Origin of the sequence: Caballeronia calidae (assembly GCF_900044055.2) — a bacterium.
GTDB classification, from domain to species: Bacteria; Pseudomonadota; Gammaproteobacteria; order Burkholderiales; family Burkholderiaceae; genus Caballeronia; species Caballeronia calidae.
Map to the genome: position 1 here is coordinate 30,371 of NZ_FCOX02000045.1, position 19,863 is coordinate 50,233.

18 protein-coding genes are annotated in these 19,863 nt (G+C 65.5%); 10 read left to right on the top strand and 8 right to left on the bottom strand.

Annotated features, from left to right (window positions below; genetic code table 11):
• Positions 1 to 127 precede the first annotated feature (127 nt).
• From AWB78_RS30190 to AWB78_RS30200, 3 genes are all read left to right on the top strand, one after another.
• A complete protein-coding gene (locus tag AWB78_RS30190; RefSeq protein ID WP_062610235.1) occupies positions 128 to 1,468 on the top strand; it encodes a YihY/virulence factor BrkB family protein in 1,341 nt (446 codons plus the stop codon).
• A gap of 320 nt (positions 1,469 to 1,788) precedes the next feature.
• Positions 1,789 to 2,955: a porin gene (locus AWB78_RS30195; protein WP_062610280.1), complete on the top strand. Its 1,167-nt coding sequence runs from the start codon at positions 1,789 to 1,791 to the stop codon at positions 2,953 to 2,955.
• A gap of 199 nt (positions 2,956 to 3,154) precedes the next feature.
• Positions 3,155 to 4,150 (top strand): glycerophosphodiester phosphodiesterase family protein, encoded by a 996-nt coding sequence (locus tag AWB78_RS30200; RefSeq protein ID WP_062610236.1) that lies wholly within the window; start codon positions 3,155 to 3,157, stop codon positions 4,148 to 4,150.
• A 6-nt stretch (positions 4,151 to 4,156) separates the two neighbouring features.
• Here the strand turns inward: AWB78_RS30200 and AWB78_RS30205 are convergent, their stop codons facing one another.
• The 4 genes from AWB78_RS30205 to AWB78_RS30220 all read right to left on the bottom strand — a co-directional run bounded on the left by AWB78_RS30205 (position 4,157) and on the right by AWB78_RS30220 (position 8,269).
• A complete protein-coding gene (locus AWB78_RS30205; RefSeq protein WP_062610238.1) occupies positions 4,157 to 5,023 on the bottom strand; it encodes a proteasome-type protease in 867 nt (288 codons plus the stop codon).
• A 67-nt stretch (positions 5,024 to 5,090) separates the two neighbouring features.
• Positions 5,091 to 5,888, bottom strand: a complete 798-nt coding sequence (locus AWB78_RS30210; RefSeq protein WP_062610240.1) for a transglutaminase family protein — start codon at positions 5,886 to 5,888, stop codon at positions 5,091 to 5,093.
• 2 nt (positions 5,889 to 5,890) lie between these two features.
• Positions 5,891 to 6,844, bottom strand: a complete 954-nt coding sequence (locus AWB78_RS30215) for an alpha-E domain-containing protein (protein ID WP_062610242.1) — start codon at positions 6,842 to 6,844, stop codon at positions 5,891 to 5,893.
• A gap of 18 nt (positions 6,845 to 6,862) precedes the next feature.
• Positions 6,863 to 8,269 carry a circularly permuted type 2 ATP-grasp protein gene (locus AWB78_RS30220; RefSeq protein ID WP_062610283.1) on the bottom strand — a complete coding sequence of 469 codons (1,407 nt, stop codon included), beginning with the start codon at positions 8,267 to 8,269 and terminating at the stop codon, positions 6,863 to 6,865.
• Positions 8,270 to 8,407: 138 nt separating this feature from the next.
• Between AWB78_RS30220 and AWB78_RS30225 the strand changes: the two genes are divergently transcribed.
• A complete protein-coding gene (locus AWB78_RS30225; RefSeq protein ID WP_062610244.1) occupies positions 8,408 to 10,009 on the top strand; it encodes a 3'-5' exonuclease family protein in 1,602 nt (533 codons plus the stop codon).
• Positions 10,010 to 10,024: 15 nt separating this feature from the next.
• Here AWB78_RS30225 and AWB78_RS30230 read toward each other — a convergent pair whose 3' ends face one another.
• Entirely contained in the window at positions 10,025 to 10,768 is a 744-nt protein-coding gene (locus AWB78_RS30230) for an SDR family oxidoreductase (RefSeq protein WP_062610246.1), read from the bottom strand.
• A 117-nt stretch (positions 10,769 to 10,885) separates the two neighbouring features.
• Here AWB78_RS30230 and AWB78_RS30235 point away from each other — a divergent pair, with 117 nt between their 5' ends.
• Positions 10,886 to 11,785, top strand: a complete 900-nt coding sequence (locus AWB78_RS30235) for a LysR family transcriptional regulator (RefSeq protein WP_062610285.1) — start codon at positions 10,886 to 10,888, stop codon at positions 11,783 to 11,785.
• A 115-nt stretch (positions 11,786 to 11,900) separates the two neighbouring features.
• On the opposite strand, the gene AWB78_RS30240 is transcribed toward AWB78_RS30235, so the two are convergent.
• From AWB78_RS30240 to AWB78_RS30250, 3 genes are all read right to left on the bottom strand, one after another.
• Positions 11,901 to 12,359 (bottom strand): HU family DNA-binding protein, encoded by a 459-nt coding sequence (locus AWB78_RS30240; protein WP_062610248.1) that lies wholly within the window; start codon positions 12,357 to 12,359, stop codon positions 11,901 to 11,903.
• A gap of 220 nt (positions 12,360 to 12,579) precedes the next feature.
• Positions 12,580 to 13,335: an endonuclease/exonuclease/phosphatase family protein gene (locus AWB78_RS30245; protein WP_062610250.1), complete on the bottom strand. Its 756-nt coding sequence runs from the start codon at positions 13,333 to 13,335 to the stop codon at positions 12,580 to 12,582.
• Positions 13,332 to 15,620 (bottom strand): VTT domain-containing protein, encoded by a 2,289-nt coding sequence (locus AWB78_RS30250; RefSeq protein WP_062610287.1) that lies wholly within the window; start codon positions 15,618 to 15,620, stop codon positions 13,332 to 13,334. The genes AWB78_RS30245 and AWB78_RS30250 overlap by 4 nt, the downstream gene beginning before the upstream one ends.
• A 107-nt stretch (positions 15,621 to 15,727) precedes the next feature.
• Between AWB78_RS30250 and clcA the strand changes: the two genes are divergently transcribed.
• From clcA to AWB78_RS43150, 5 genes are all read left to right on the top strand, one after another.
• Complete coding sequence (gene clcA, locus AWB78_RS30255) at positions 15,728 to 17,071, top strand: H(+)/Cl(-) exchange transporter ClcA (RefSeq protein ID WP_062610288.1); 1,344 nt, start codon at positions 15,728 to 15,730, stop codon at positions 17,069 to 17,071.
• A gap of 114 nt (positions 17,072 to 17,185) precedes the next feature.
• Positions 17,186 to 18,214 carry an aldo/keto reductase gene (locus tag AWB78_RS30260; protein WP_062610252.1) on the top strand — a complete coding sequence of 343 codons (1,029 nt, stop codon included), beginning with the start codon at positions 17,186 to 17,188 and terminating at the stop codon, positions 18,212 to 18,214.
• A 148-nt stretch (positions 18,215 to 18,362) separates the two neighbouring features.
• A complete protein-coding gene (locus tag AWB78_RS30265; protein WP_062610254.1) occupies positions 18,363 to 18,977 on the top strand; it encodes a LysE family translocator in 615 nt (204 codons plus the stop codon).
• A 305-nt stretch (positions 18,978 to 19,282) separates the two neighbouring features.
• A complete protein-coding gene (locus AWB78_RS46860; protein WP_157697670.1) occupies positions 19,283 to 19,453 on the top strand; it encodes a hypothetical protein in 171 nt (56 codons plus the stop codon).
• 206 nt (positions 19,454 to 19,659) lie between these two features.
• Positions 19,660 to 19,821 carry a DUF1328 family protein gene (locus AWB78_RS43150; protein ID WP_008352793.1) on the top strand — a complete coding sequence of 54 codons (162 nt, stop codon included), beginning with the start codon at positions 19,660 to 19,662 and terminating at the stop codon, positions 19,819 to 19,821.
• Positions 19,822 to 19,863: the final 42 nt, after the last annotated feature.

Sequence of the window (19,863 nt, forward strand, 5' to 3'; positions counted from 1 at the left end):
CCCGCTCGGCAACTTCGCAGCCGCAGCAAACCGCGCGCCTGCACTCGCCGCTTCTGGAATGGAACGTGCTCGAACGGATGAACATCGCCGGGCGTCCGTGCTCCATTCATCGAACCGAGAGGTCGTCATGAGTTCCGTCTCAACGCAAAAGATCGAAGCGGCCGTCAAGAAAGACGCTTCCTGGGTGGCCGGTGCGCTCAAGCAGTTCTCGGAGAACCGCTGCGCCGCGATGGCCGCGAGCATCGCCTTTTACTCCGCGTTCTCGCTCGCGCCGACGCTCGTCATGGTGATCGCCGTCGCGGGCTGGGTCTTCGGACCGGAAGCCGCGCGCGGGCAACTTTTTCATCAGGTGAACGGACTCATCGGCGATCAGGCGGCGGCGAGTGTGCAGAGCATCGTCGAGAACGCGCATCGCAGCGGCGGGACGGGCATCGCCGCGATCATCTCGTTCGTGCTGCTGGCAGTCGGCGCGTCGGCGACATTTTCGTCGCTCAATACGGCGCTCAACATCGTCTGGCCGATGTCCGGCGACGCGCGCTCCAGCATCATGACGATGGTGCGCGTGCGGCTCGTGTCGTTCGGGCTCGTACTCGGCGTCGCGTTCCTGCTGATCGTCTCGCTCGTGCTCGACACCGCGATCCAGGCGGTCGGCATGTGGCTGTGGGCGAATTCGCCGTTCGTGATCGTCGGCGATGTCGTGCAACTCGCGGTCGGGCTCGCGATCCTGTCGGTCGCGTTCGGCGCGCTGCTGAAGTTCCTGCCCGACGCGCCCGTGCAATGGCGCGATGCGCTCGTCGGCGGGCTCGTTGCGGCGCTTTTGTTCTCCGCGGGCAAGAAACTCTTCGCGCTCTATCTGACGCACGCGGGGACCGCCAGCGCATTCGGCGCGGCCGGTTCGCTCGCGGTGCTGCTGATGTGGCTGTATTTCTCCGCCGCCGTGCTGCTGCTGGGCGCGGAGTTCTCGGCAGCGCGCGCCCGCATGCACGATCCGCGCGGCGCGTGGGGCACGCAGAACGCGAGCCGCGTGCCCCCGGGCAGCCGCGCGAAAATCGGCTCGATGCTCGCCGCATCGACGCGCACCGCGACGCCGGTGGCCGCAGTCGCGCCGGGCACGCCAGTCCCGTCGTCGAGCGCCCGCGCTGACGCACGTTCAGCCGCGAGCGCGCGGCGCGCGATCGACGCGCACTCGCAGCACGCGCAGCAGTTGACCGGTCAGGCGCGCAGAAAAGTGTCCGCCCTGGCGCGGGCGCTCGCGCTCTCGCGCGGGATCGCGCGTGCGGAATCGACGGCGACACGCGCCACCGCCATCGCAATGATCGGCGCGAGCCGCAAGGCGTCGCACGCGAACGCCGTGGTGCGGCGGCATCCGTGGCGCGCGGTGTTCGTCGCCGCCGGCGCGGGCATGGCCGTTGCGCTGCTGTCTCGCCACAATGTAGTGCGACAGGACGACGCGGCGCGCCGAAGCTGATTTTCCGAATGGCGGATCGGGTTTGCGGCGGTTCCGAATAATGGCGCGCCGTAAAAACCGTTTGTTATATGAATCGAGGGTAATCCGCTGCTGGCTTGCGAACGCCCGATTCGCATTTCCGAGTGCGCCCGGAACTTTTTCTGAACGCGCCTGTCTCCCGAAATTCCGCTTTAAATTTCCGGAAAACCTTGATCGACGGGCGTCAGCCCGAGTGTGTGTTTTTCGAGACAGTCTATATTTTTTCGTTTCTTAAGTTTCGAAACGTTGCGTTATTCTCTGCGCCGGCAACAACGATTTTAATCATTCGCGTGGAGAATTCGATGAAGAAATTCGCACTGACGTCCCTCTCGCTGGCGCTTCTCGGCGCAGCTGGCGCGGCACAGGCACAAACGAGCGTGACGCTGTACGGCGTGATCGACGCAGGCCTTGGCTACGTGAGCCATGCAAACGCAAACGGCGACAAGCTCTTCGGCATGATCAACGGCAACCTGTCGGGCGACCGCTGGGGCCTGAAGGGTCAGGAAGACCTGGGCGGCGGCCTGAAGGCAATCTTCCAGTTGGAAAACGGTTTTGACGTCGGCACCGGCCGTCTGAACCAGGGCGGCCGCGAATTCGGTCGTCAGGCGTTCGTCGGTCTGTCGGGCAACCAGTGGGGCACGGTCACGCTGGGCCGCCAGTACGACCCGCTCGTCGACATGGTTCAGGGCATCACGGCTGACAACTACTGGGGCGCGATCGTCGCGACGCCGGGTGACGTCGACAACTACGACAACTCGCTGCGCACGTCGAACGCCGTCAAGTACGTTTCGCCGAACTACGCCGGCTTCCAGGTCGAAGGCCTGTACGGCTTCAGCAACCTGGCAGGCACGACCGGCCAGGGTCAGACGTGGTCCGCAGCAGCGACGTACAACAACGGCCCGCTGGCTATCGCAGGTGGCTACTTCTACGCGAACAACCCGACCGCTGGCCGTCGCGCCAACGGCACGGAAGGCGGCTGGAACAGCCCGTCGTCGGATTCGCTGTTCAACAGCCCGATCAACGCGGCGTACTCGTCGGCCAAGGCCATCGGCATCGCCCGCGGCGCGATCCAGTACTCGATCGGCGCCTTCACGGTCGGCGGTTCGTACAGCAACGCGCAATACAAGTCGGACGGCTCGTCGTTCTTCGGTTCGCAGCACTACAACACCGGCAACGCCTTCGTGAACTTCCAGGTCACGCCGGCTCTGTTGACGGGTCTGGGCTACACCTACACGAAGGCGGGTGGCGACACGTCGGCGACGTACAACCAGGTCAGCCTGGGTGCGGACTACTCGATCTCGAAGCGCACCGACTTCTACGCTGTTGCTGCTTACCAGCACGCAAGCGGCGACCAGCGCCAGTCGGATGGTTCGACCGCATCGGCGCAAGCGTCGATCGGTTCGTACGGCTTCGAAAGCGGCCGCAACCACCAGGAAATCGTCATCGTGGGCATGCGCCACAAGTTCTAAGAACAACCGACTGGCGTGGCACGCAAGTGCCACGTCGGGAGGACCGCAGTACCCTCGAACAGCCATCGGTCTTGCCGGTGGCTGTTTTTTTTATGCGCGCGAAAACGGCAATAAATTGTCAACATCGACCGCGCGGTTGTCAGCCAAGCCGCACATCGCAGCAGAATCGCCCGGACCTCCAATTCCGAGAGATTCTCAAATGCCCATTCGCTCCCGCCTTGCCCGAACCTTCGCGCTCGCCGCATCGCTCGCCGCCTGTCTCACGAGCGCCGGATGCGGCCCGGGCAGTATTTCACCCGCTCATGCCGACGATTCCCGTGGCCTGCCGATGATCGTCGCGCATCGCGGCGGCACCGCGGACTATCCCGAGAACACGCTGATCGCCATTCAAGGCGCGCTCGAGAACCACGCCGATGCGATCTGGCTCACCGTGCAGCTCACGCGCGACGGCATTCCCGTGCTCTATCGCCCGGCCGATCTTTCGACGAACACCGATGGCCGCGGCGCGGTCGCCACGCTCGACTTCGCCGATCTCGAGCGTCTGAACGCGGGCTGGAACTTCGCTCGCATCGATGCGGGCGGCACGAAGCGTTACCCGTATCGCGATCAGCCGGTACGGATCCCATCGCTCGCCGAAGCGTTGCGCGCGATCCCGCCCGCCATGCCCGTGATGCTCGACATGAAGGCCACGCCGGCCGAGCCGCAGACGGCGGCCGTCGCCCGCGTGCTGGATGAAGAAAACGCCTGGCAGCGCGTCCTCATCTACTCGACCGACGCCGCCTATCAGACGACGTTCGCCGCCTATCCCAAGGCACAGGCGCGCCTGTTCGAATCGCGCGACGCGACCCGCGCACGGCTTGCCGCCGCCGCGCTGTCGCATACGTGTGAAGACGCGCCGCAGACGGGCGTCTGGACGGCGTTCGAATTCGCGAGAAAGATGGAACTGGTGGAAACGTTCACGCTCGGCGAGGCGCGTTCCGCGGTCACGGCGAGGCTCTGGACGCCCGAAGCGGTGAAATGCTTCCGCACCAACGCAGACGTGCGGATTCTCGCAATCGGCATCGACAACGCCGACGACTATCGCGCCGCCGCCTGTCTGGGCGTGAACGCCGTGCTCGCCGATTCACCGCAGAAGATGCGCGCGATCAGGGCAAGCATGGCGCAACCGCTGCAATGCGCGGCCTCCGCGCGCTGAGCGGATTTACTGTTGCGGCGCGTTGCCCGTCGGGTTCATGTCCTCGGCGAGCGTCTGCGCGGGCGCGTCCGGGCAAGGCAGATCGCCGATGACAAGCCGCGGCACCGTGCTGCGCGTCTCGCGCGGGCGCAGCGGCACGTTGTCGAGATCGGTCCACGACGGGTTCGGAATCTCGCCAAACAACTGCCGCAGGCGCTCGCCCCACGTCTTGTTGATCATCTGGTAATACGTGCTGTTGTTGTCGAGCGTGGCGAAGCGCGTCACGCGCAGCGAGTTCTTCTCATACACCAGCAGATCGAGCGGCAGGCCGACCGATAGATTCGAGCGCAGCGTGGAATCCATCGAAATGAGCGCGCATTTGGCGGCTTCGTCGAGCGGCGAGGCCGGCGTGATCACGCGGTCGATGATCGGCTTGCCGTACTTCGATTCGCCGATCTGGAAATACGGCGACACGCGCGTCGATTCGATGAAATTGCCCGCCGCGTAAATCATGAACATGCGCGGCGGCTGGCCGCAGATCTGCCCGCCGAGGATGAAGCTGCAATTGAAGTCGACGCTGAATTCCGCGAGCGACAAGGCATCGCGCCGATGCACCTCGCGCACCGCATCGCCGACGATGCGCGCCGCCTCCGCCATGTTCGGCGCGCTATAGAGCGTGGGCGCGTTGGGATCGGACGGCTCCGCAAGCAGATGCGTCACCGCCTGCGTCAGCGCGAGATTGCCCGCCGCGAGCAGGACGAGCACGCGCTCGCCCGGCTGTTCGAACACAGCCATCTTGCGCGCGGCGCTCACGTGGTCCACGCCGGCGTTGGTGCGCGTGTCGGCGAGGAACACGAGTCCCTCGTCCACGCACATGCCCACGCAATAAGTCATGTCGATCCGTCCTGAAGCAAGCAAACCCTCATTGTACTGAGCGCGACCGTGCGTCGCATTCATCCGTTCACTGGTCCGGCTGCGCATCGATGTCGACGTGCACCGTCAGCGTCTCCTCCTTGCCGCCCACGCGCGCGCCGCGCACCGGCGCCGCCGCTTCATGGTCTCGCGCGACCGCGAGGCGGCAGTGGCGCTCGCCCGCGAAACCGGCCTGCGTCGCGTCCACCGACACCCAGCCGTGCTCCATCCAGACATCGGCCCAGGCGTGCAGCTTGAGGTCGGCGTCCGCGCCCCCATCGACATAGCCGCTCACGCAGCGCGCCGGCACGCCCCGCGCTCGGCAGCACGCGAGCAGCAGATGCGCGAAATCGCGCGCATCGCCGAAACCGCTTGCGAGCGCGAGCGCCGCCGTGCCCGCCGCGTACGCCGGCTCATTGCGATACCGCACGCTCTCCGCGATACGCTCCATCAGCGCGACGAGCGACGCGGACGTGTCGAGCGATGCCACGCGATGCGCGAGCTCGCGGATCGCGGCATCGGGCGTCGTCAGCGGCGTCGCGCAGGTGAAATGCTCGAGCGGAATCGGGCCGGCTTCGTCGAAGAGGCGGCCATCGGCGAGTGCTTCGGTCTCGACCTCGCCCGCCACGCTCACATGCAGCTCGCTGTGCGGCTTCGTCAGCACGAGCGTGTGCAGCGCATTGCCGTAGGCGTCGCGCGCGGCGTCGAGCTTGCCCGGCGCATCGACATGCCAGTGCCGCACGAGCTGCGACGCGCCGCTCGCGGGCGTCACGCGGAACTGCTGGATCGAATACGTGACCGGCGCGGCGTAGCGGTAGCGGATGTCGTGGCGAATGGTCAGCAGCATGATCACGCGATCGGCAACATGAGGAAGGTATGCATCACCCGCAGTCCCAGTTCATCGACGCGCTTCAGGAACTGCGTGAGCCACGCGTGCACGCCCGCCTCCAGAATCTGGCGGATGTCGGCGTACAGCACGTCGGCGCGCAGCTTGCCCGCGAAGCGCTCGCATTCCTTCGATGCATCGGTGCGCAGCTTCGCGAGCGTGTCGCAGACGCCGTCGAGCGACGCGATCAGCGAGCGCGGCATCTGCTCGTTGAGAATCAGCAGTTCGACGACGCGCGCAGGCGTCACGACATCGCGATACACCTTGCGATAGATCTCCAGCGCCGACACCGAACTGAGGATCGACGTCCAGTAATAGAAGTCTTCGAGCTGGCGCGCCGCCTCGCGCGAGTTGGGCGTGGCATCGGCGAAGCGCACATCGAGAATGCGCGCCGTGTTGTCCGCGCGCTCCAGATAGGCGCCGAGCTGCATGAAGAAGAACGCATCGTCGCGCAGCGCGGTGCCCTGCATCACGCCGCGGCACAGGTTCGAGCGGTACTTGACCCATTCGAAGAGCGTGTCCGGGCTCGTTTCGAGCTCGCCGTTCGCGAGCCGCTGATTGAACTCGAGCCACGTGAAGTTGATCGTCTCCCAGCCTTCCGTCGTGAGCGTGCCGCGCACCGCGCGCGCGTTCTCGCGCGTCGCCTGCAGACAGGAAAGAATGCTCGACGGATTGCGCGCGTCCGCGGCCATGAAATGCAGCATGTCCTCGCGCGAGCGCGATCCCGGATGCCGCTCGTCGAACATGTCTTCGAGCTCGGAAATCTTCAGCACCGAGCGTTGCGCGCGCGCCTCCTGCTCCGGCGTTTGCGGCAGGAGCGCGCCTTCCATGTTGATGTCGAGCATGCGCGCGGTGTTCTCCGCGCGCTCCATGTAGCGCGCCATCCAGAACAGGTGATCGGCAGTGCGGCTCAGCATGACAGTGTGCGCAGTGAGTTATTCGACCGTCCACGTATCCTTCGTCCCGCCGCCCTGCGACGAGTTGACGACGAGCGAGCCTTCACGCAGCGCGACGCGCGTGAGGCCGCCCGCGCACATCGACACTTCGCGGCCCGAAAGCACGAACGGCCGCAAATCGATATGACGCGGCGCGATGCCCGCCTCGACGAAGGTCGGGCACGCGGAGAGCGAGAGCGTCGGCTGGGCGATATAGCCCTCGGGCCGCGCGACGAGCCGCGCGCGGAAGGCTTCGATTTCACCGCTCGTCGATGCCGGCCCGACGAGCATGCCGTAGCCGCCCGCGCCGTGCACTTCCTTCACGACGAGCTGCGCGAGATTCGCGAGCGTGTACGCGAGGTCGTCGGGCTTGCGGCATTGATACGTCGGCACGTTGTTGAGGATCGGCTTCTCGCCGAGATAGAACTCGATCATGTCGGGCACGAACGGATAGATCGATTTGTCGTCGGCGATGCCGGTGCCCATCGCGTTCGCGAGCGTCACGCGCCCGGCGCGATACGACGTGAGCAGCCCCGGAATGCCGAGCACCGAATCCGCGCGAAAGGCGAGCGGATCGAGAAAGTCGTCGTCGACGCGGCGATAGATCACGTCGACGCGGCGCGGTCCGTGCGTCGTGCGCATGAAGACGTAATTGTCGTCGACGAAGAGATCCTTGCCTTCGACGAGCTCCACGCCCATCTGCTGCGCGAGGAACGTGTGCTCGAAGTAGGCCGAGTTGTACATGCCGGGCGTGAGCACGACGACCGCGGGATCGTCGACGCCTTCGGGCGCGATCGAGCGCAACGTTTCCAGCAGCAGGTCGGGATAATGCGCGACCGGCGCCACGCGGTTCTGCACGAAGAGCTCGGGAAAGAGCCGCATCATCATCTTGCGGTTTTCGAGCATGTACGACACGCCCGACGGCACGCGCAGATTGTCTTCGAGCACGTAGAACTCGCCCGCCTCGCCCGCGCGCACCACGTCGATGCCCGCGATATGCGCGTACACATCGAGCGGCACGTCGACGCCCTGCATCTCCGGCCGATATTGCGCGTTCGTGTAGACCTGCTCGGCCGGAATGCGCCCGGCGAGGACGATATCGCCCTCGTGATAGATGTCGTGCAGAAAGAGATTGAGCGCCCGCACGCGCTGCCGCAAACCCGCTTCGAGCACGCGCCATTCGTCGCCGGGAATGATGCGCGGAATCATGTCGAAGGGAATGAGGCGCTCGGTGCCGGACAGATCGCCGTTCACCGCGAAGGTGATGCCCACGCGCCGGAACAGCACATCGGCCTCGGCCCGCTTGCGCGCGATGATCTCCGGGCTCTGCATGTCGAGCCAGCGGGAAAACCGTGCGTAGTGGCTGCGCACGGTGTCGTCCTGACGCATTTCATCGTAGATCTGCATCATGTGCGTCCTTCGTTTTTCGGCGCATTTCATTGCAGTATCGGACGAAAGTGCGTGACGTGTGCCACTTTTTTAACGCGCGTTCATGGTGCATCGTGTTTTCGCGCTAGACTGCCCGCTTGCGCTCAACGTTTCATCATGTCCGAAGCCCTCCAAGACGAAGCCGCTTCTCTCCCCGATTCCCTAGCCGATGCCCTGCTCGCCGGCCTCGCGCGGCCGATCGTGTTCGTCGATCTGGAAACCACCGGCTCGAACGCGACCGAGGACCGCATCACCGAAATCGGCGTCGTGGAGGCGAGCACGGCGGGCATCGAGCGCTGGAGCGTGCTCGTCGATCCGGGCGTGGCAGTGCCACCGTTCATCTCGCGCCTGACGGGCATCGAAGACGCGATGCTGCGCGGCCAGCCCACGTTCGAATCGCTCGCGCCCGCGCTTGCCGAGCGTCTGCACGGCAAGCTCTTCGTCGCGCACAACGCGCGCTTCGATTACGGCTTTCTGAAGAACGAGTTCCGCCGCGCGGGCATTGCGTTTCGCGCGGATACGCTGTGCACGGTGCGGCTATCGCGCGCGCTCTTTCCATCGGTCGAACGGCATGGTCTCGATGCGCTCATCGCGCGGCTGAATCTCGCGCCCGAAGGACGCCATCGCGCGCTCGCCGACGCCGATCTGCTCTGGCAGTTCTGGCAGAAGATTCACGCGCTCTATTCGCAGGATCTCGTCGATGCCGCGATCAAGACGCTCGTGAAGCGCGCGAGCCTGCCCGCCGCGCTGCCGGAAGGCGCGCTCGATGCGCTGCCGTCGACGCCCGGCGTCTATCTCTTTCACGGCGACGACGACGTGCCGCTCTATGTCGGCAAGAGCATCAATCTCAAACAGCGCGTCGCGGCGCATTTTTCGGGCGATCACAGGCTTCAGAAGGACTTGTCGATCTCGCAGGCCATCCGCCGGATCGAATGCCGCGAGACGCTCGGAGAGCTCGGCGCGCTGCTGCTCGAAGCGAAGCTCGTGAAGGATCTCAAGCCGACGCATAATCGCCTGCTCAAGGGCGCGTCGGGAACGTGCGCGTGGCAATGGCTGCCGGGCGCGAGCGCGCCGACGCTCATCAGGGCGAGCAGACGCGATCTGTCGCGCGAGGCGCATCTCTTCGGCGTGTTCGCATCGCGGGCGAAGGCGCACGCGTTCATGCGTCATTTCGCCGATGAGCACACGCTGTGTCACGCGACGCTCGGGCTCGAAAAAGCGCCGCTTTCGCCCGGTCGCGGCTGCTTCGGCTATCAGGTGAAACGTTGCCTCGGATCGTGCGCGGGCATCGAAACGCTCGCGGATCACGCGGCGCGCGCGCTCGACGCACTGGAAAGCGCGCGCCTCGTGCGCTGGCCGCATGAAGGACCGATCGCCATTTGCGAGCGCGACGAAGAGACGGGCCGCGAGGCATGGCATGTGATCGACCGATGGTGCTATATCGGCACGTGCGCGACGCGCGACGAGATCGCGCCGCTGCTCGCGGACGCGCCCGCGCCGCGCCCGTTCGATTCCGACGTCTACGGGCTGATCGCGAAACGCCTCGCGTCGGGACAGTTGAGCTGGATCGCCTGCGACACGCGGCCCGCGTTCGATCTCGTCGTACAAGAAGCGCCCGCGCGCGCCGTCGTCGCGCAACACACACAACATACGCAACAAACGAAGCGCGCGACGAAGCGCCGCGCGATCGCCGCCGATCAGTTCGCGCTTGGCTTCTGACGCGCCATCGCGCGCTCAGGCGATGCCGCCGTTCGCGCGCAACACCTGCCCGTTGACCCAGGCCGCATCCGGCCCGACGAGAAACGCGACGACCGCCGCGATGTCGTCCGGCTGACCGAGTCTTTCCAGCGGCGCCATCTTCGAGAACGTGGCGATCTGCTCGTCGGTCTTGCCGTCGAGGAACAGCGACGTCGCCACCGGTCCCGGCGCCACGGCGTTCACCGTGATGCCGCGCCCGCGCAATTCCTTCGCGAACACATGCGTGAACGATTCGACCGCCGCCTTCGTCGCGTTGTAGATCGCGTAGCCGGGCATATTGAGCGCGAGCGTCGTGCTCGAAAAGTTGACGATGCGCCCGCCGCCGTTCATGCGCGCCGCCGCTTCGCGCAGCGTGTTGAAGGTGCCGCGCACATTGATGTCGAAGGTCTGATCGTAGAGCGCGTCGCTCGTGTCGGCGAGCGGCACGGTCTTCAGCACGCCCGCGTTGTTGATCAGCGCATCTACACGGCCGAGTTGCGCTTCGACGGTCTCGAACATGCCACGCACGTCCTCCGCGTTCGCGACGTCCGCCTTCACCGCGATCGCCGCGCCGCCCGCTTCGCGCAATTGCCCGACGAGCGCGTCCGCTTCCTTCGCGCTCGATGCATAGTTCACCGCGACCGCGAAGCCGTCGCGTGCGAGACGCCGCGCAATTTCAGCGCCGATGCCGCGCGACGCGCCCGTGACGATGGCCACGCGCTTCGATTGGGTCTGACTCATGATGTGCTCCTCAAGGTTGGCTGTTCGATGGGAAGCATGATGAATCATTCCGTTTTCGCGATCATCGTGCGTGGCTTAGTATCATCGTTCCAGTTGCTTCAACAATCCCGAGCGCTCATGGACCGATTCCAGGAAATGCAGGTATTCGTGCGCATCGCGGAACGGCACAGCTTCACGCAGGCCGCCGACGATCTGCAAATGCCGCGCGCCACCGTCACCAATCTGATGAAGCGCATGGAAGAGCGGCTCGGCGCGCGGCTGCTCGAACGCACGACCCGCACCGTGCGCCTCACGCTCGACGGCGAGGCGCACTATCGGCGCTGCGTGCGTCTCATCGCGGATCTGGAAGAAGCGGAAGGCTCGTTCAGGCATGCGGAGCCGAAGGGCCTCTTGCGCGTGAACCTGCAAGGCACGCTCGCGCGGCATTTCATCATGCCGGGCTTGCCCGCGTTTCTCGAACGCCACAGGCAGATCGAACTGCAGATCGGCGAGGACGACAGGCTCGTCGATCTCGTGCGTGAAGGCGTGGATTGCGTGCTGCGCGCGGGCACCTTGCAGGACTCGTCGATGGTCGGCCGGCGCGTTGCGCTGCTCGAACAGGTGACGGTGGCAAGCCCCGCGTATCTGTCGCGCGAAGGCGTGCCGGACGATGTCGAAGCGCTCGCATCGCATCGCGCGGTGAACTTCGTATCGAGCGCGACGGGGCGTGTGCTGCCGCTCGAGTTTACGATGAACGAGCGCGTCGAGACGATCGAACTGAAAGCCGCCGTGTCGGTGACGGGCGTCGAACTCTATACGCAAGCGGCGCTCGCAGGATTGGGCATCGTGCAGGTGCCGCGCTATCACGTCGACGATGCGCTCGCCGATGGCCGCCTGCAAGTGCTGCTTCCGGATCTTCCGCCACCGCCGATGCCCGTCTCCGTGCTCTATCCGCATAACCGTCAATTGTCCGCTCGCGTACGGGTTTTCGCGGATTGGTTGAGCGATGTCTTCGCTGAGCACAACAAACGCGGCTGATCGAAAAATCAAAAGCAAAAGAGGCCAGCATCCCAATGAAGGGAAGCTGGCCTCTTTTTCATCGCGCTTCGATTTCGTCGACGAAACCGAAGCCTGAAACGCTCGGGAACGAAGCTTAAGCCGCTGCGTCCTTCAGCTTCTTCAGCGCGCGTGCCTTGATGCGGACGCTTGCCGGCTTTGCCGGGAACCAGCGCTCTTCACCCGTGAACGGGTCCTTGCCGAAGCGCTTCTTCTTCGCCGGCACGGCTTGCGCGGAGATCTTCAGCAGACCCGACAGCGTGAACTCGCCTGCGCCCTTCTTGTGGATCGAGCCGAGGATGGTGTCTTCCAGCGCGACCAGCACGGCCTTCACCGCCTTCAGTTCGACAGCGGCGCGCTCGGAGAGATGCGTCGCGAGCGATGCCTTCGTGAACGTGTCCTTGATCGGCGAGGGAGCGCCCGTGGTCTTCTTCGCGGCTACTTTCTTTGCGGCAACCTTCGGTGCTGCTGCTTTCTTGGCCGGTGCGGCGGCGGTCTTCGCCGTGGCCTTCTTGGCCGGGGCTTTCTTGGCAGCGGTTTTAGCGGAAGTCGACATGTTTCTCCTACCTGTTTTTGGTCAGTGATGTTCGAATACGTCCGCACCGATGCGTTCGTATCACGCCGGATTCTACATACGCCAGGCGTGTTCGTGCGAGTCTTTTGCGCTTTTATATCGTTTTTATAGGGGTTTTTCGTGGTGCCGCGCTGACACATCAGCAACGGGACCGACATTCACGATGTTCTTCGATGCGTTTACAGACGACGCGCGATGCATTTCATCGCTGCACAGAAGAGGTAAACGCGCGATGCGCGATGTGAGCGATGAGCGGATAGTGATCGGAAGCGATGCGCGAAAGGCGTGTGCGATGCACATCGACACGCATGAGACGCTCGCCCGGATGCACCCAGATGCGGTCGAGCGCGAAGAGCGGACAGCGCGTGGGAAAGGTGCGAAACGCGCTCGCGCGATGAAAGTGCGTGACGAGCCGCCGCAACGTGCGGCCATAGACGAACCACTCGTTGAGGTCGCCGAGCAGGATCACGGGCAGCGCGGGCGTATCGAAGCTTTGCAGCACCTGCTCCACTTGCGCGCGCCTTTCGCTCGATGCGAGACCGAGATGCGTCGCGACCACGCGCCATACTTCGCCGCCGCAATCGATGTCGGCATCGAGCGCGCCGCGCGGCTCGCGGCTTCCGAACGAGAGATCCAGCGTGCGCACCGCGCGCACCGGATAGCGCGTCAGCACCGCGTTGCCGTAGCGTCGCTCGGGCGTATCGAGCGTCGGGCCGGCGACCGCGTGCAGACCGGTCATGCGCTGCAGCACGTCCAGCACATCGTGCGAACCGCTGCCGCCGAGCGGCACTTCCTGCAACGCGAAGATGTCGGCATCGATTTCGGCGAGCACTTCGCCGATGCGCTCCGGCGCGAATCTGCCGTCGATGCCCACCGCGCCGTGCAGGTTGTAAGTCGCGATGCGCAACTCGCGCGCGCGGGTTTCCTGTTCGATGACGGCGTCGTGCATCAGCGTCATGAGCTGACCTCGTCCTGAGGCTCGTTCTTCGACGATGCATCGCGCGGCATCGTGCCCTGGCGGCGCAGCTCGTCCGCGCGTTTGGCTTCGTCGCTTGCGCGCGGCTTGTCGGCATCGCTCGGTGCGCCTTCGTGCGGGTCGTGACGATCCGTGCGGCCGAGAAAGCGTTGCAGGAGCATCGACACACCGATCAGCACCGCGCCGATGCCGATCAGCACCGCGAACGAGCCGACCGTCGGCCGATGCAGCGAAGCGACGAGCTGATGCGCGAAGGCCACCGTCAGAACGATGCCGGGGCCCATGCCGAGCATCGTGCCGAGCATGAAGTCGCGCATGCGGATATGCGACGCGCCCGCGACGAGATTGACGATCGCAAACGGTGCGACGGGCAAGAGCCGCAACACCACCACCGCGACGATGCCGCGTTTCGCCACGCGCTCCGACAACCGGTTGACGCGCGCGCCCGCGAGCTTGCGCACCGCATCGCGGCCGAGCCAGTTGCCGAGCGAATAGCTGATCGCGGCCGCGATCGTCGTGCCGGCGAACGCATAGGCCACGCCCCACCACGCGCCGAAGACGAGACCTGTCGTCGCGATCAGCAACGTGATGGGCACGGCGACGACCGCCGCCACGACATAGCAGAGGACGATCCACAGCGGCGCGAGCGGCAGCGCATCGATGCGGCGCGTCGCGTGCGTGAGCGAGGTCAGGTTCACGTAATCGGCGAGCGGCGTCCAGTGCCACAGACCCGCGACGGCGACGACCGTCAGCGCGAGCACGCCCAGCAGCGCGAAACGGCTGATGAGCGGACGCGCCTTTTGCACGGGCACGAACTGGTCGACGAGCTCGTCGGCGGCGATCGGCGTTTCGGGATCGATGAGCGCTTCGGGCGGAATCAGCTGATCGAGTTCGGTCGACACGCGCGGATCGAGCGGCACCAGCGTGCGATGCGCGTCGCGGTCGCGCAGCAGCGCTTCTATCGCCGCGTTCATGCCATTGCGCGCCTGGGACTCGCGCACGATGTCCGCACGCTCGCAGCCGAGATGCTCCGCGAGCAGCGTGTCGCGCATCGTCGCGATCGAACGGCGGATGCGCGCATCGGCGCCCGCATCGATGGAGATATTGCACTCGCTGTCGAGCACCATCGAACGATTGTTCAGGTTGGCCGAGCCGACGATCAGCAATTCATCGTCGACGATCATCAGCTTGCTATGCACATTGACGATGTGATCGCCGAGTTTCGGCACGCTCGGGCACAGCAAACGATAGCGTCCGTGCGTGTCGGCGTTCTTCAGGAGCGCGTGCAGGCGCGCGCGCAGCACGCCCATCGTCACTTCCTGCAGCCAGCCGCTCTGATTGCGCGGCACGACGATGGCGAGATCGGGGCCGTCGTCGCGCGCGAGCGATGCGGCGAGCGCCGCGCCGATCGCACCCGACGTGAAGTACTGGTTCTCGATATAGATGCTGCGCCGCGCCCGCGCGATGGCATCGAGATACTGCGTGCGAATCTGCTGCACGGGTTCGCGGCCGAGATACGCGGGTTCGGTGAGCGAGATCGCGATATCGACATCTTCGATATCGACGCGGCGCGAAGGCGGCCACGGGTCTTGCTGAAGCGCCGCGCGATGCGCGCGGATCGCGAGCCGCTTGCCGCATGCGCGCGCCCATCGCTCGCGCGCGAGCACGCCGATCTCGCGCGCGGCATCGCCGTCGAACATCGTGTGGACATCGTGAAACGGCTGATACGCCGCGCCGTTTGCATCGCGGCGCAGCGGCTCGTCGGGCGCGTGCGCGGTCGTGTCCCAGCGCGAGCGCGTGAGATCGAGACCGCCGACGAACGCCACGCGATCATCTATCACGACGAGCTTCTGATGCTGCGAGGCGCCGAGCGGATGCTTGCCGTCCATCTGGAACGCGATGCGCCGGTTCGTGCGCCAGCCCATCTTGTAGACCGGCAGCCACTCGCGCTCGAACGCGTAGAGCATCGCGAAGTCCCACGCGAGAATATAGATGCGCAGGCGCCGCCGCGTCGAAGCGATCGCGTGCAGGAAATCGCCGAGCGCTTCGGGGAAGCCGTCGTCCGCGCCTTCGGGCGTGAGCTTCATGCGGCTGTCGATATCCCAGCCGAGGATGAACACGGTGCGTTCCGCGCGCGTGATGGCCTCGCGCAGCACGCGGAAATAATCCGCTCCGTCGATGAGAAGACTGAAGCGCCCGGCATGACGCACGCTCGCGCAATTGCGTCCCGGCTGGAAAAAGGGCTCGTCGTGGTGGGGGTTGCTCATGTGCCTCTCGAAGCACGCCGCGTTCAAATGACTTTCGATTTGCAAACAACATGCCCGCCGTGGTGCTACGCTTCGATGCACATGCCGGTCCGGGAGCGACATGCGCGATGAACGACGACGAAGCCACGGAAGTCACGGATGTCACCATTCAGGACGAGCGCGCAGGGCTCGTTCCGCTCGCGGCGGCGTCGGTGGTCGTCGGCGCGGCGACGGGCGCGATCGGCGTGCTCTTTCGTTTCGCGCTCGAACGCGCCGATGCGTGGCGCAACGCGTTCGTCGCGTGGGCGCATGCGGGGCATGATGCCGCCGTCCTGCTCGTGGTCCTCGCCGCGGCCGTGGCGAGCGGTCTCGCGGCGTGGCTCGTCGCGCGCTTCGCGCCCATGGCGAGCGGCAGCGGCATTCCGCATGTCGAAGCGGTGCTGCACAGCACGTTGCCGCCCGCGCCGCTCGTGCTCATACCGATCAAGTTCGCGGGCGGCGTGCTCGCCATCGGCGCGGGACTCGCGCTCGGCCGCGAAGGCCCGACGGTGCAGATGGGCGCATCGATCGCGCATGTCATCGGCGGGATCTTCAAACGCAACGCCGACGATTGCCGCGTGCTGCTCGCGGCGGGCGCGGGCGCGGGGCTCGCGACCGCCTTCAACGCGCCGATCGCGGGCGCGGTGTTCGTGCTGGAGGAACTGATGCGGCGTTTCCACACGCGCACGGCGGTGGCGGCGCTCGGCGCATCGGCGAGCGCGATCGCGATGGCGCGTCTGCTGCACGGCGATCTGCCCGACTTCCACGTTCCGGCGCAACCCTTTCCCGGCTTCGAAATGACCGGCGCGCATCTTTTGCTCGGCGCGCTGCTGGGGCTTTTGGGTGCGGCGTATAGCCGCGTCATTCTGTGGACGCTCGATGCCGCCGATGCGATCGCGCATCCCGCATCGGTGAAACATGCGACCGTGCGCGCGGCGGCGGTCGGCGCGGCGATCGGCCTGCTCGCGTGGTTCGCGCCGGATCTCGTCGGCGGCGGCGACGCGCTGACCGAGCGCGCTTTGCTGGGCCGCGGCACGATCGCCGGCGTGATCGCGATGTTCGCGCTGCGCTTCTTCGTGGGCCCGGTGTCCTACGCGGCGGGCACGCCCGGCGGCATCTTCGCGCCGATGCTCGTGCTCGGCGCGCAGACCGGTCTCGTATTCGGCCGCGTCTGCCTCGACTGGTTCCCCGGCATGGCGCCCGCCACCGGCGACACGAGCACGTTCGCGGTGGTCGGCATGGCGGCGTTCTTCGTCGCGGTCGTGCGCGCGCCGGTCACGGGCATCGTGCTCGTCACGGAGATGACGGCGAGCTTCACCCTGCTCCTGCCGATGCTCACCGCCTGCTTCACCGCGATGATCGTGCCGATGCTGCTGCGCGTGCCGCCGATCTACGATTCGCTGGGCGAGCGCGCGGCGCAACATCATCGCTAGCGGCGCGCTCTGCATGCGATGAGCCGTTGCGGTAGTCTCGTCGATGAACATTCGTTGCGCCGCCCTGCACGCACGAAGCGCGGCGCCCACGGACTTCATCCACGAGGACACGCAATGGAATATCGACATCTCGGCGCATCGGGCTTCAAGGTTCCCGTCCTGAGCTTCGGCACCGGCACCTTCGGCGGCAAGGGCGAATTCTTCCAGGCCTGGGGCGAAACCGACGTGAGCGAAGCGCGCAAGCTCGTCGACATCTGTCTCGATGCGGGCGTCACGATGTTCGACACCGCCGACGTCTACTCGCACGGCACATCGGAATCGATACTCGGCGAGGCGATCAAGGGCCGGCGCGACAAGACCATCGTCTCGACCAAGGCCACGTTCCGTTTCGACCCGAACGATCCGAACGCCGTCGGTTCATCGCGCTTTCATCTGATTCAGGCCGTGAACGCGGCGCTCGCACGCCTGCAGACCGACTACATCGACGTGTTCCAGCTGCATGGCTTCGACGCGAAAACGCCCGTCGAGGAGACGCTTTCGACACTCGACGATCTCGTGCGCGCGGGCAAGATCCGCTACACGGGCGTGTCGAATTTCTCGGGCTGGCATCTGCAGAAATCGCTCGATGTGGCGGACCGCTACGGTTATCCGCGCTACGTCGCGAATCAGACGTACTACTCGCTCATCGGCCGCGATTACGAATGGGAGCTGATGCCGCTCGGGCTCGATCAGGGCGTCGGCGCGATCGTGTGGAGTCCGCTCGGCTGGGGCCGCCTCACCGGCAAGATCCGGCGCGGCCAGACGCTGCCCGCGACGAGCCGCCTGCACAAAACCGCCGACATGGGGCCGCCGGTGCCGGACGACTACCTGTACCGCGTGGTCGATGCGCTCGACGCCATCGCCGAGGAAACCGGCAAGACCGTGCCGCAGATCGCGCTCAACTGGCTGCTGCAGCGCCCGACCGTGGCGACGGTGCTCATCGGCGCGCGCGACGAGGATCAACTCAGGCAAAACCTCGGCGCGGTCGGCTGGAACCTGACGCCCGGGCAGGTGAAGAAGCTCGACGACGCGAGCGCGGTGCGGCCCGCCTATCCGTACTGGCATCAGCAGGGCTTCTCGGAGCGCAACCCGTTCCCCGTATGACGGCGAAAGGCGCGGCGGTCCACGCCGCCGCGCTCGGAAATGACCTGGACACCGTACCGGAACTCGCCTGAGAATCTGTACCGGTACTGTACCGGACACCTCCCGTACACTGGGCGCTCGTCGAGTCATTCATTACCCGGAGCGCGCCATGCCCCCCGAACTCCTGAACGCCCTGCCCGCCGCCGCGCTGTTCGCGCTGGTGACGACCATCACGCCCGGCCCCAACAACACGATGCTGCTCGCCTCGGGCGTCAATTTCGGCCTCAGGCGCACCGTGCCGCACGTGCTCGGCATCAGCGCGGGCATGGCTATTCTGATGATCGCGGTCGGTCTCGGGCTCGCGCAGGCGTTCGAGCGGCTGCCGTGGCTCTACACGGTGCTGGAAGCGGCGAGCGTCGCGTATCTGCTGTATCTGGCGTGGAAGATCGGCACGTCGTCGTCGGTGCAGATGCGCGATGGCCAGGGCCGCCCGATGCGCTTTCACGAAGCGATCGCCTTCCAGTGGATCAATCCCAAAGCGTGGATGATGGTGCTCACCGCGGCGACGACCATCCATCTGCACGCGAGTCTTTCCCTGAATGCCGCGCTGATGGCGCTCGTGCTCGTCGTGATCGGGCTGCCGTGCATCACGATGTGGGCGGCGTTCGGCATGTCGCTGCGGCGTTTTCTCGCGAATCCGCGCTGGCTGCGCGTGTTCAACATCACGATGGCCGCGCTGCTCGTGCTGTCGCTGTACCCGATCGCCGCCCATCTTTTCGCATGACCGCGCGAAGCGGCGAAGGGGCGCGCACCGGGCGAAAAGCGCGCACCCTCTTTGCCTCGGCGCCCGACCGGTGCATACTGGTCTTACGCGCCGGCACGCAAAATCTGCCGTCCCGCTTGCAAGATTGGGACTGCGTTTCTTTTCCGTCAGCTACGACTGTCCGCCTCGCCGCCCCAACGATCCTCGAGTGATCCTTAAGCGATCCTTTAAGGCGGCAAATCAGTCCGGCGCGTACATGCCTTGCTAGTCCGTTGGTTCGCGCCGAATCGTCGGCGCGGCTTTGAAATCTGTTCAAGGAGTACGCCATGTCTGGAGCCAATCGCCCGTCCGGTCCCGCCACGCGCAAATCCCTCGACCTAGCCGATCAGATCGAACGCGATGAACTGGAGAACAACCTGCCGGATGCGCTCAACCGCGTCGATGACGAAGACGACATCGACGATGATTCCGACTCCGATCGCACACTAGGCCGTTAGCCTCGACAGCCGGGCCCATCGCGCCGATGAAGGCGTGATCCGCGACGCCGCAATGTTTTCTGGCATTGCGGCGTTTTTGCTGGGCACAGCCGTTGCTTTGAGCGTTCGCGTCGCGCAACGATGCGCGACGCGAAACCGAAGAGCGAAGCCGCGGCGGCATCAGTCCGCATGCGAACGACGATCAACCCATCCCACGGGAGGACTCCATGCTCCGTTACGCTGTCATCTTCTTCATCATCGCGATCATCGCGGCCGTTTTCGGCTTCGGCGGGATCGCAACGGGCGCGGCGGAAATCGCCAAGATCCTGTTCTTCATCTTCATCGTGATCTTTCTCGCAACGCTCCTGCTCGGCGTGTTCAGGCGATGACGATCTCGCCGCGACGAGCGCTGTAAAGAAGAAACGCGCGGG

Coding starts and splice junctions, on each gene's coding strand:
- AWB78_RS30190 (WP_062610235.1), top strand. CDS start 128: ATGAGTTCCGTCTCAACGCAAAAGATCGAAGCGGCCGTCAAGAAAGAC.
- AWB78_RS30195 (WP_062610280.1), top strand. CDS start 1,789: ATGAAGAAATTCGCACTGACGTCCCTCTCGCTGGCGCTTCTCGGCGCA.
- AWB78_RS30200 (WP_062610236.1), top strand. CDS start 3,155: ATGCCCATTCGCTCCCGCCTTGCCCGAACCTTCGCGCTCGCCGCATCG.
- AWB78_RS30205 (WP_062610238.1), bottom strand. CDS start 5,023: ATGACTTATTGCGTGGGCATGTGCGTGGACGAGGGACTCGTGTTCCTC.
- AWB78_RS30210 (WP_062610240.1), bottom strand. CDS start 5,888: ATGCTGCTGACCATTCGCCACGACATCCGCTACCGCTACGCCGCGCCG.
- AWB78_RS30215 (WP_062610242.1), bottom strand. CDS start 6,844: ATGCTGAGCCGCACTGCCGATCACCTGTTCTGGATGGCGCGCTACATG.
- AWB78_RS30220 (WP_062610283.1), bottom strand. CDS start 8,269: ATGCAGATCTACGATGAAATGCGTCAGGACGACACCGTGCGCAGCCAC.
- AWB78_RS30225 (WP_062610244.1), top strand. CDS start 8,408: ATGTCCGAAGCCCTCCAAGACGAAGCCGCTTCTCTCCCCGATTCCCTA.
- AWB78_RS30230 (WP_062610246.1), bottom strand. CDS start 10,768: ATGAGTCAGACCCAATCGAAGCGCGTGGCCATCGTCACGGGCGCGTCG.
- AWB78_RS30235 (WP_062610285.1), top strand. CDS start 10,886: ATGGACCGATTCCAGGAAATGCAGGTATTCGTGCGCATCGCGGAACGG.
- AWB78_RS30240 (WP_062610248.1), bottom strand. CDS start 12,359: ATGTCGACTTCCGCTAAAACCGCTGCCAAGAAAGCCCCGGCCAAGAAG.
- AWB78_RS30245 (WP_062610250.1), bottom strand. CDS start 13,335: ATGACGCTGATGCACGACGCCGTCATCGAACAGGAAACCCGCGCGCGC.
- AWB78_RS30250 (WP_062610287.1), bottom strand. CDS start 15,620: ATGAGCAACCCCCACCACGACGAGCCCTTTTTCCAGCCGGGACGCAAT.
- clcA (WP_062610288.1), top strand. CDS start 15,728: ATGAACGACGACGAAGCCACGGAAGTCACGGATGTCACCATTCAGGAC.
- AWB78_RS30260 (WP_062610252.1), top strand. CDS start 17,186: ATGGAATATCGACATCTCGGCGCATCGGGCTTCAAGGTTCCCGTCCTG.
- AWB78_RS30265 (WP_062610254.1), top strand. CDS start 18,363: ATGCCCCCCGAACTCCTGAACGCCCTGCCCGCCGCCGCGCTGTTCGCG.
- AWB78_RS46860 (WP_157697670.1), top strand. CDS start 19,283: ATGTCTGGAGCCAATCGCCCGTCCGGTCCCGCCACGCGCAAATCCCTC.
- AWB78_RS43150 (WP_008352793.1), top strand. CDS start 19,660: ATGCTCCGTTACGCTGTCATCTTCTTCATCATCGCGATCATCGCGGCC.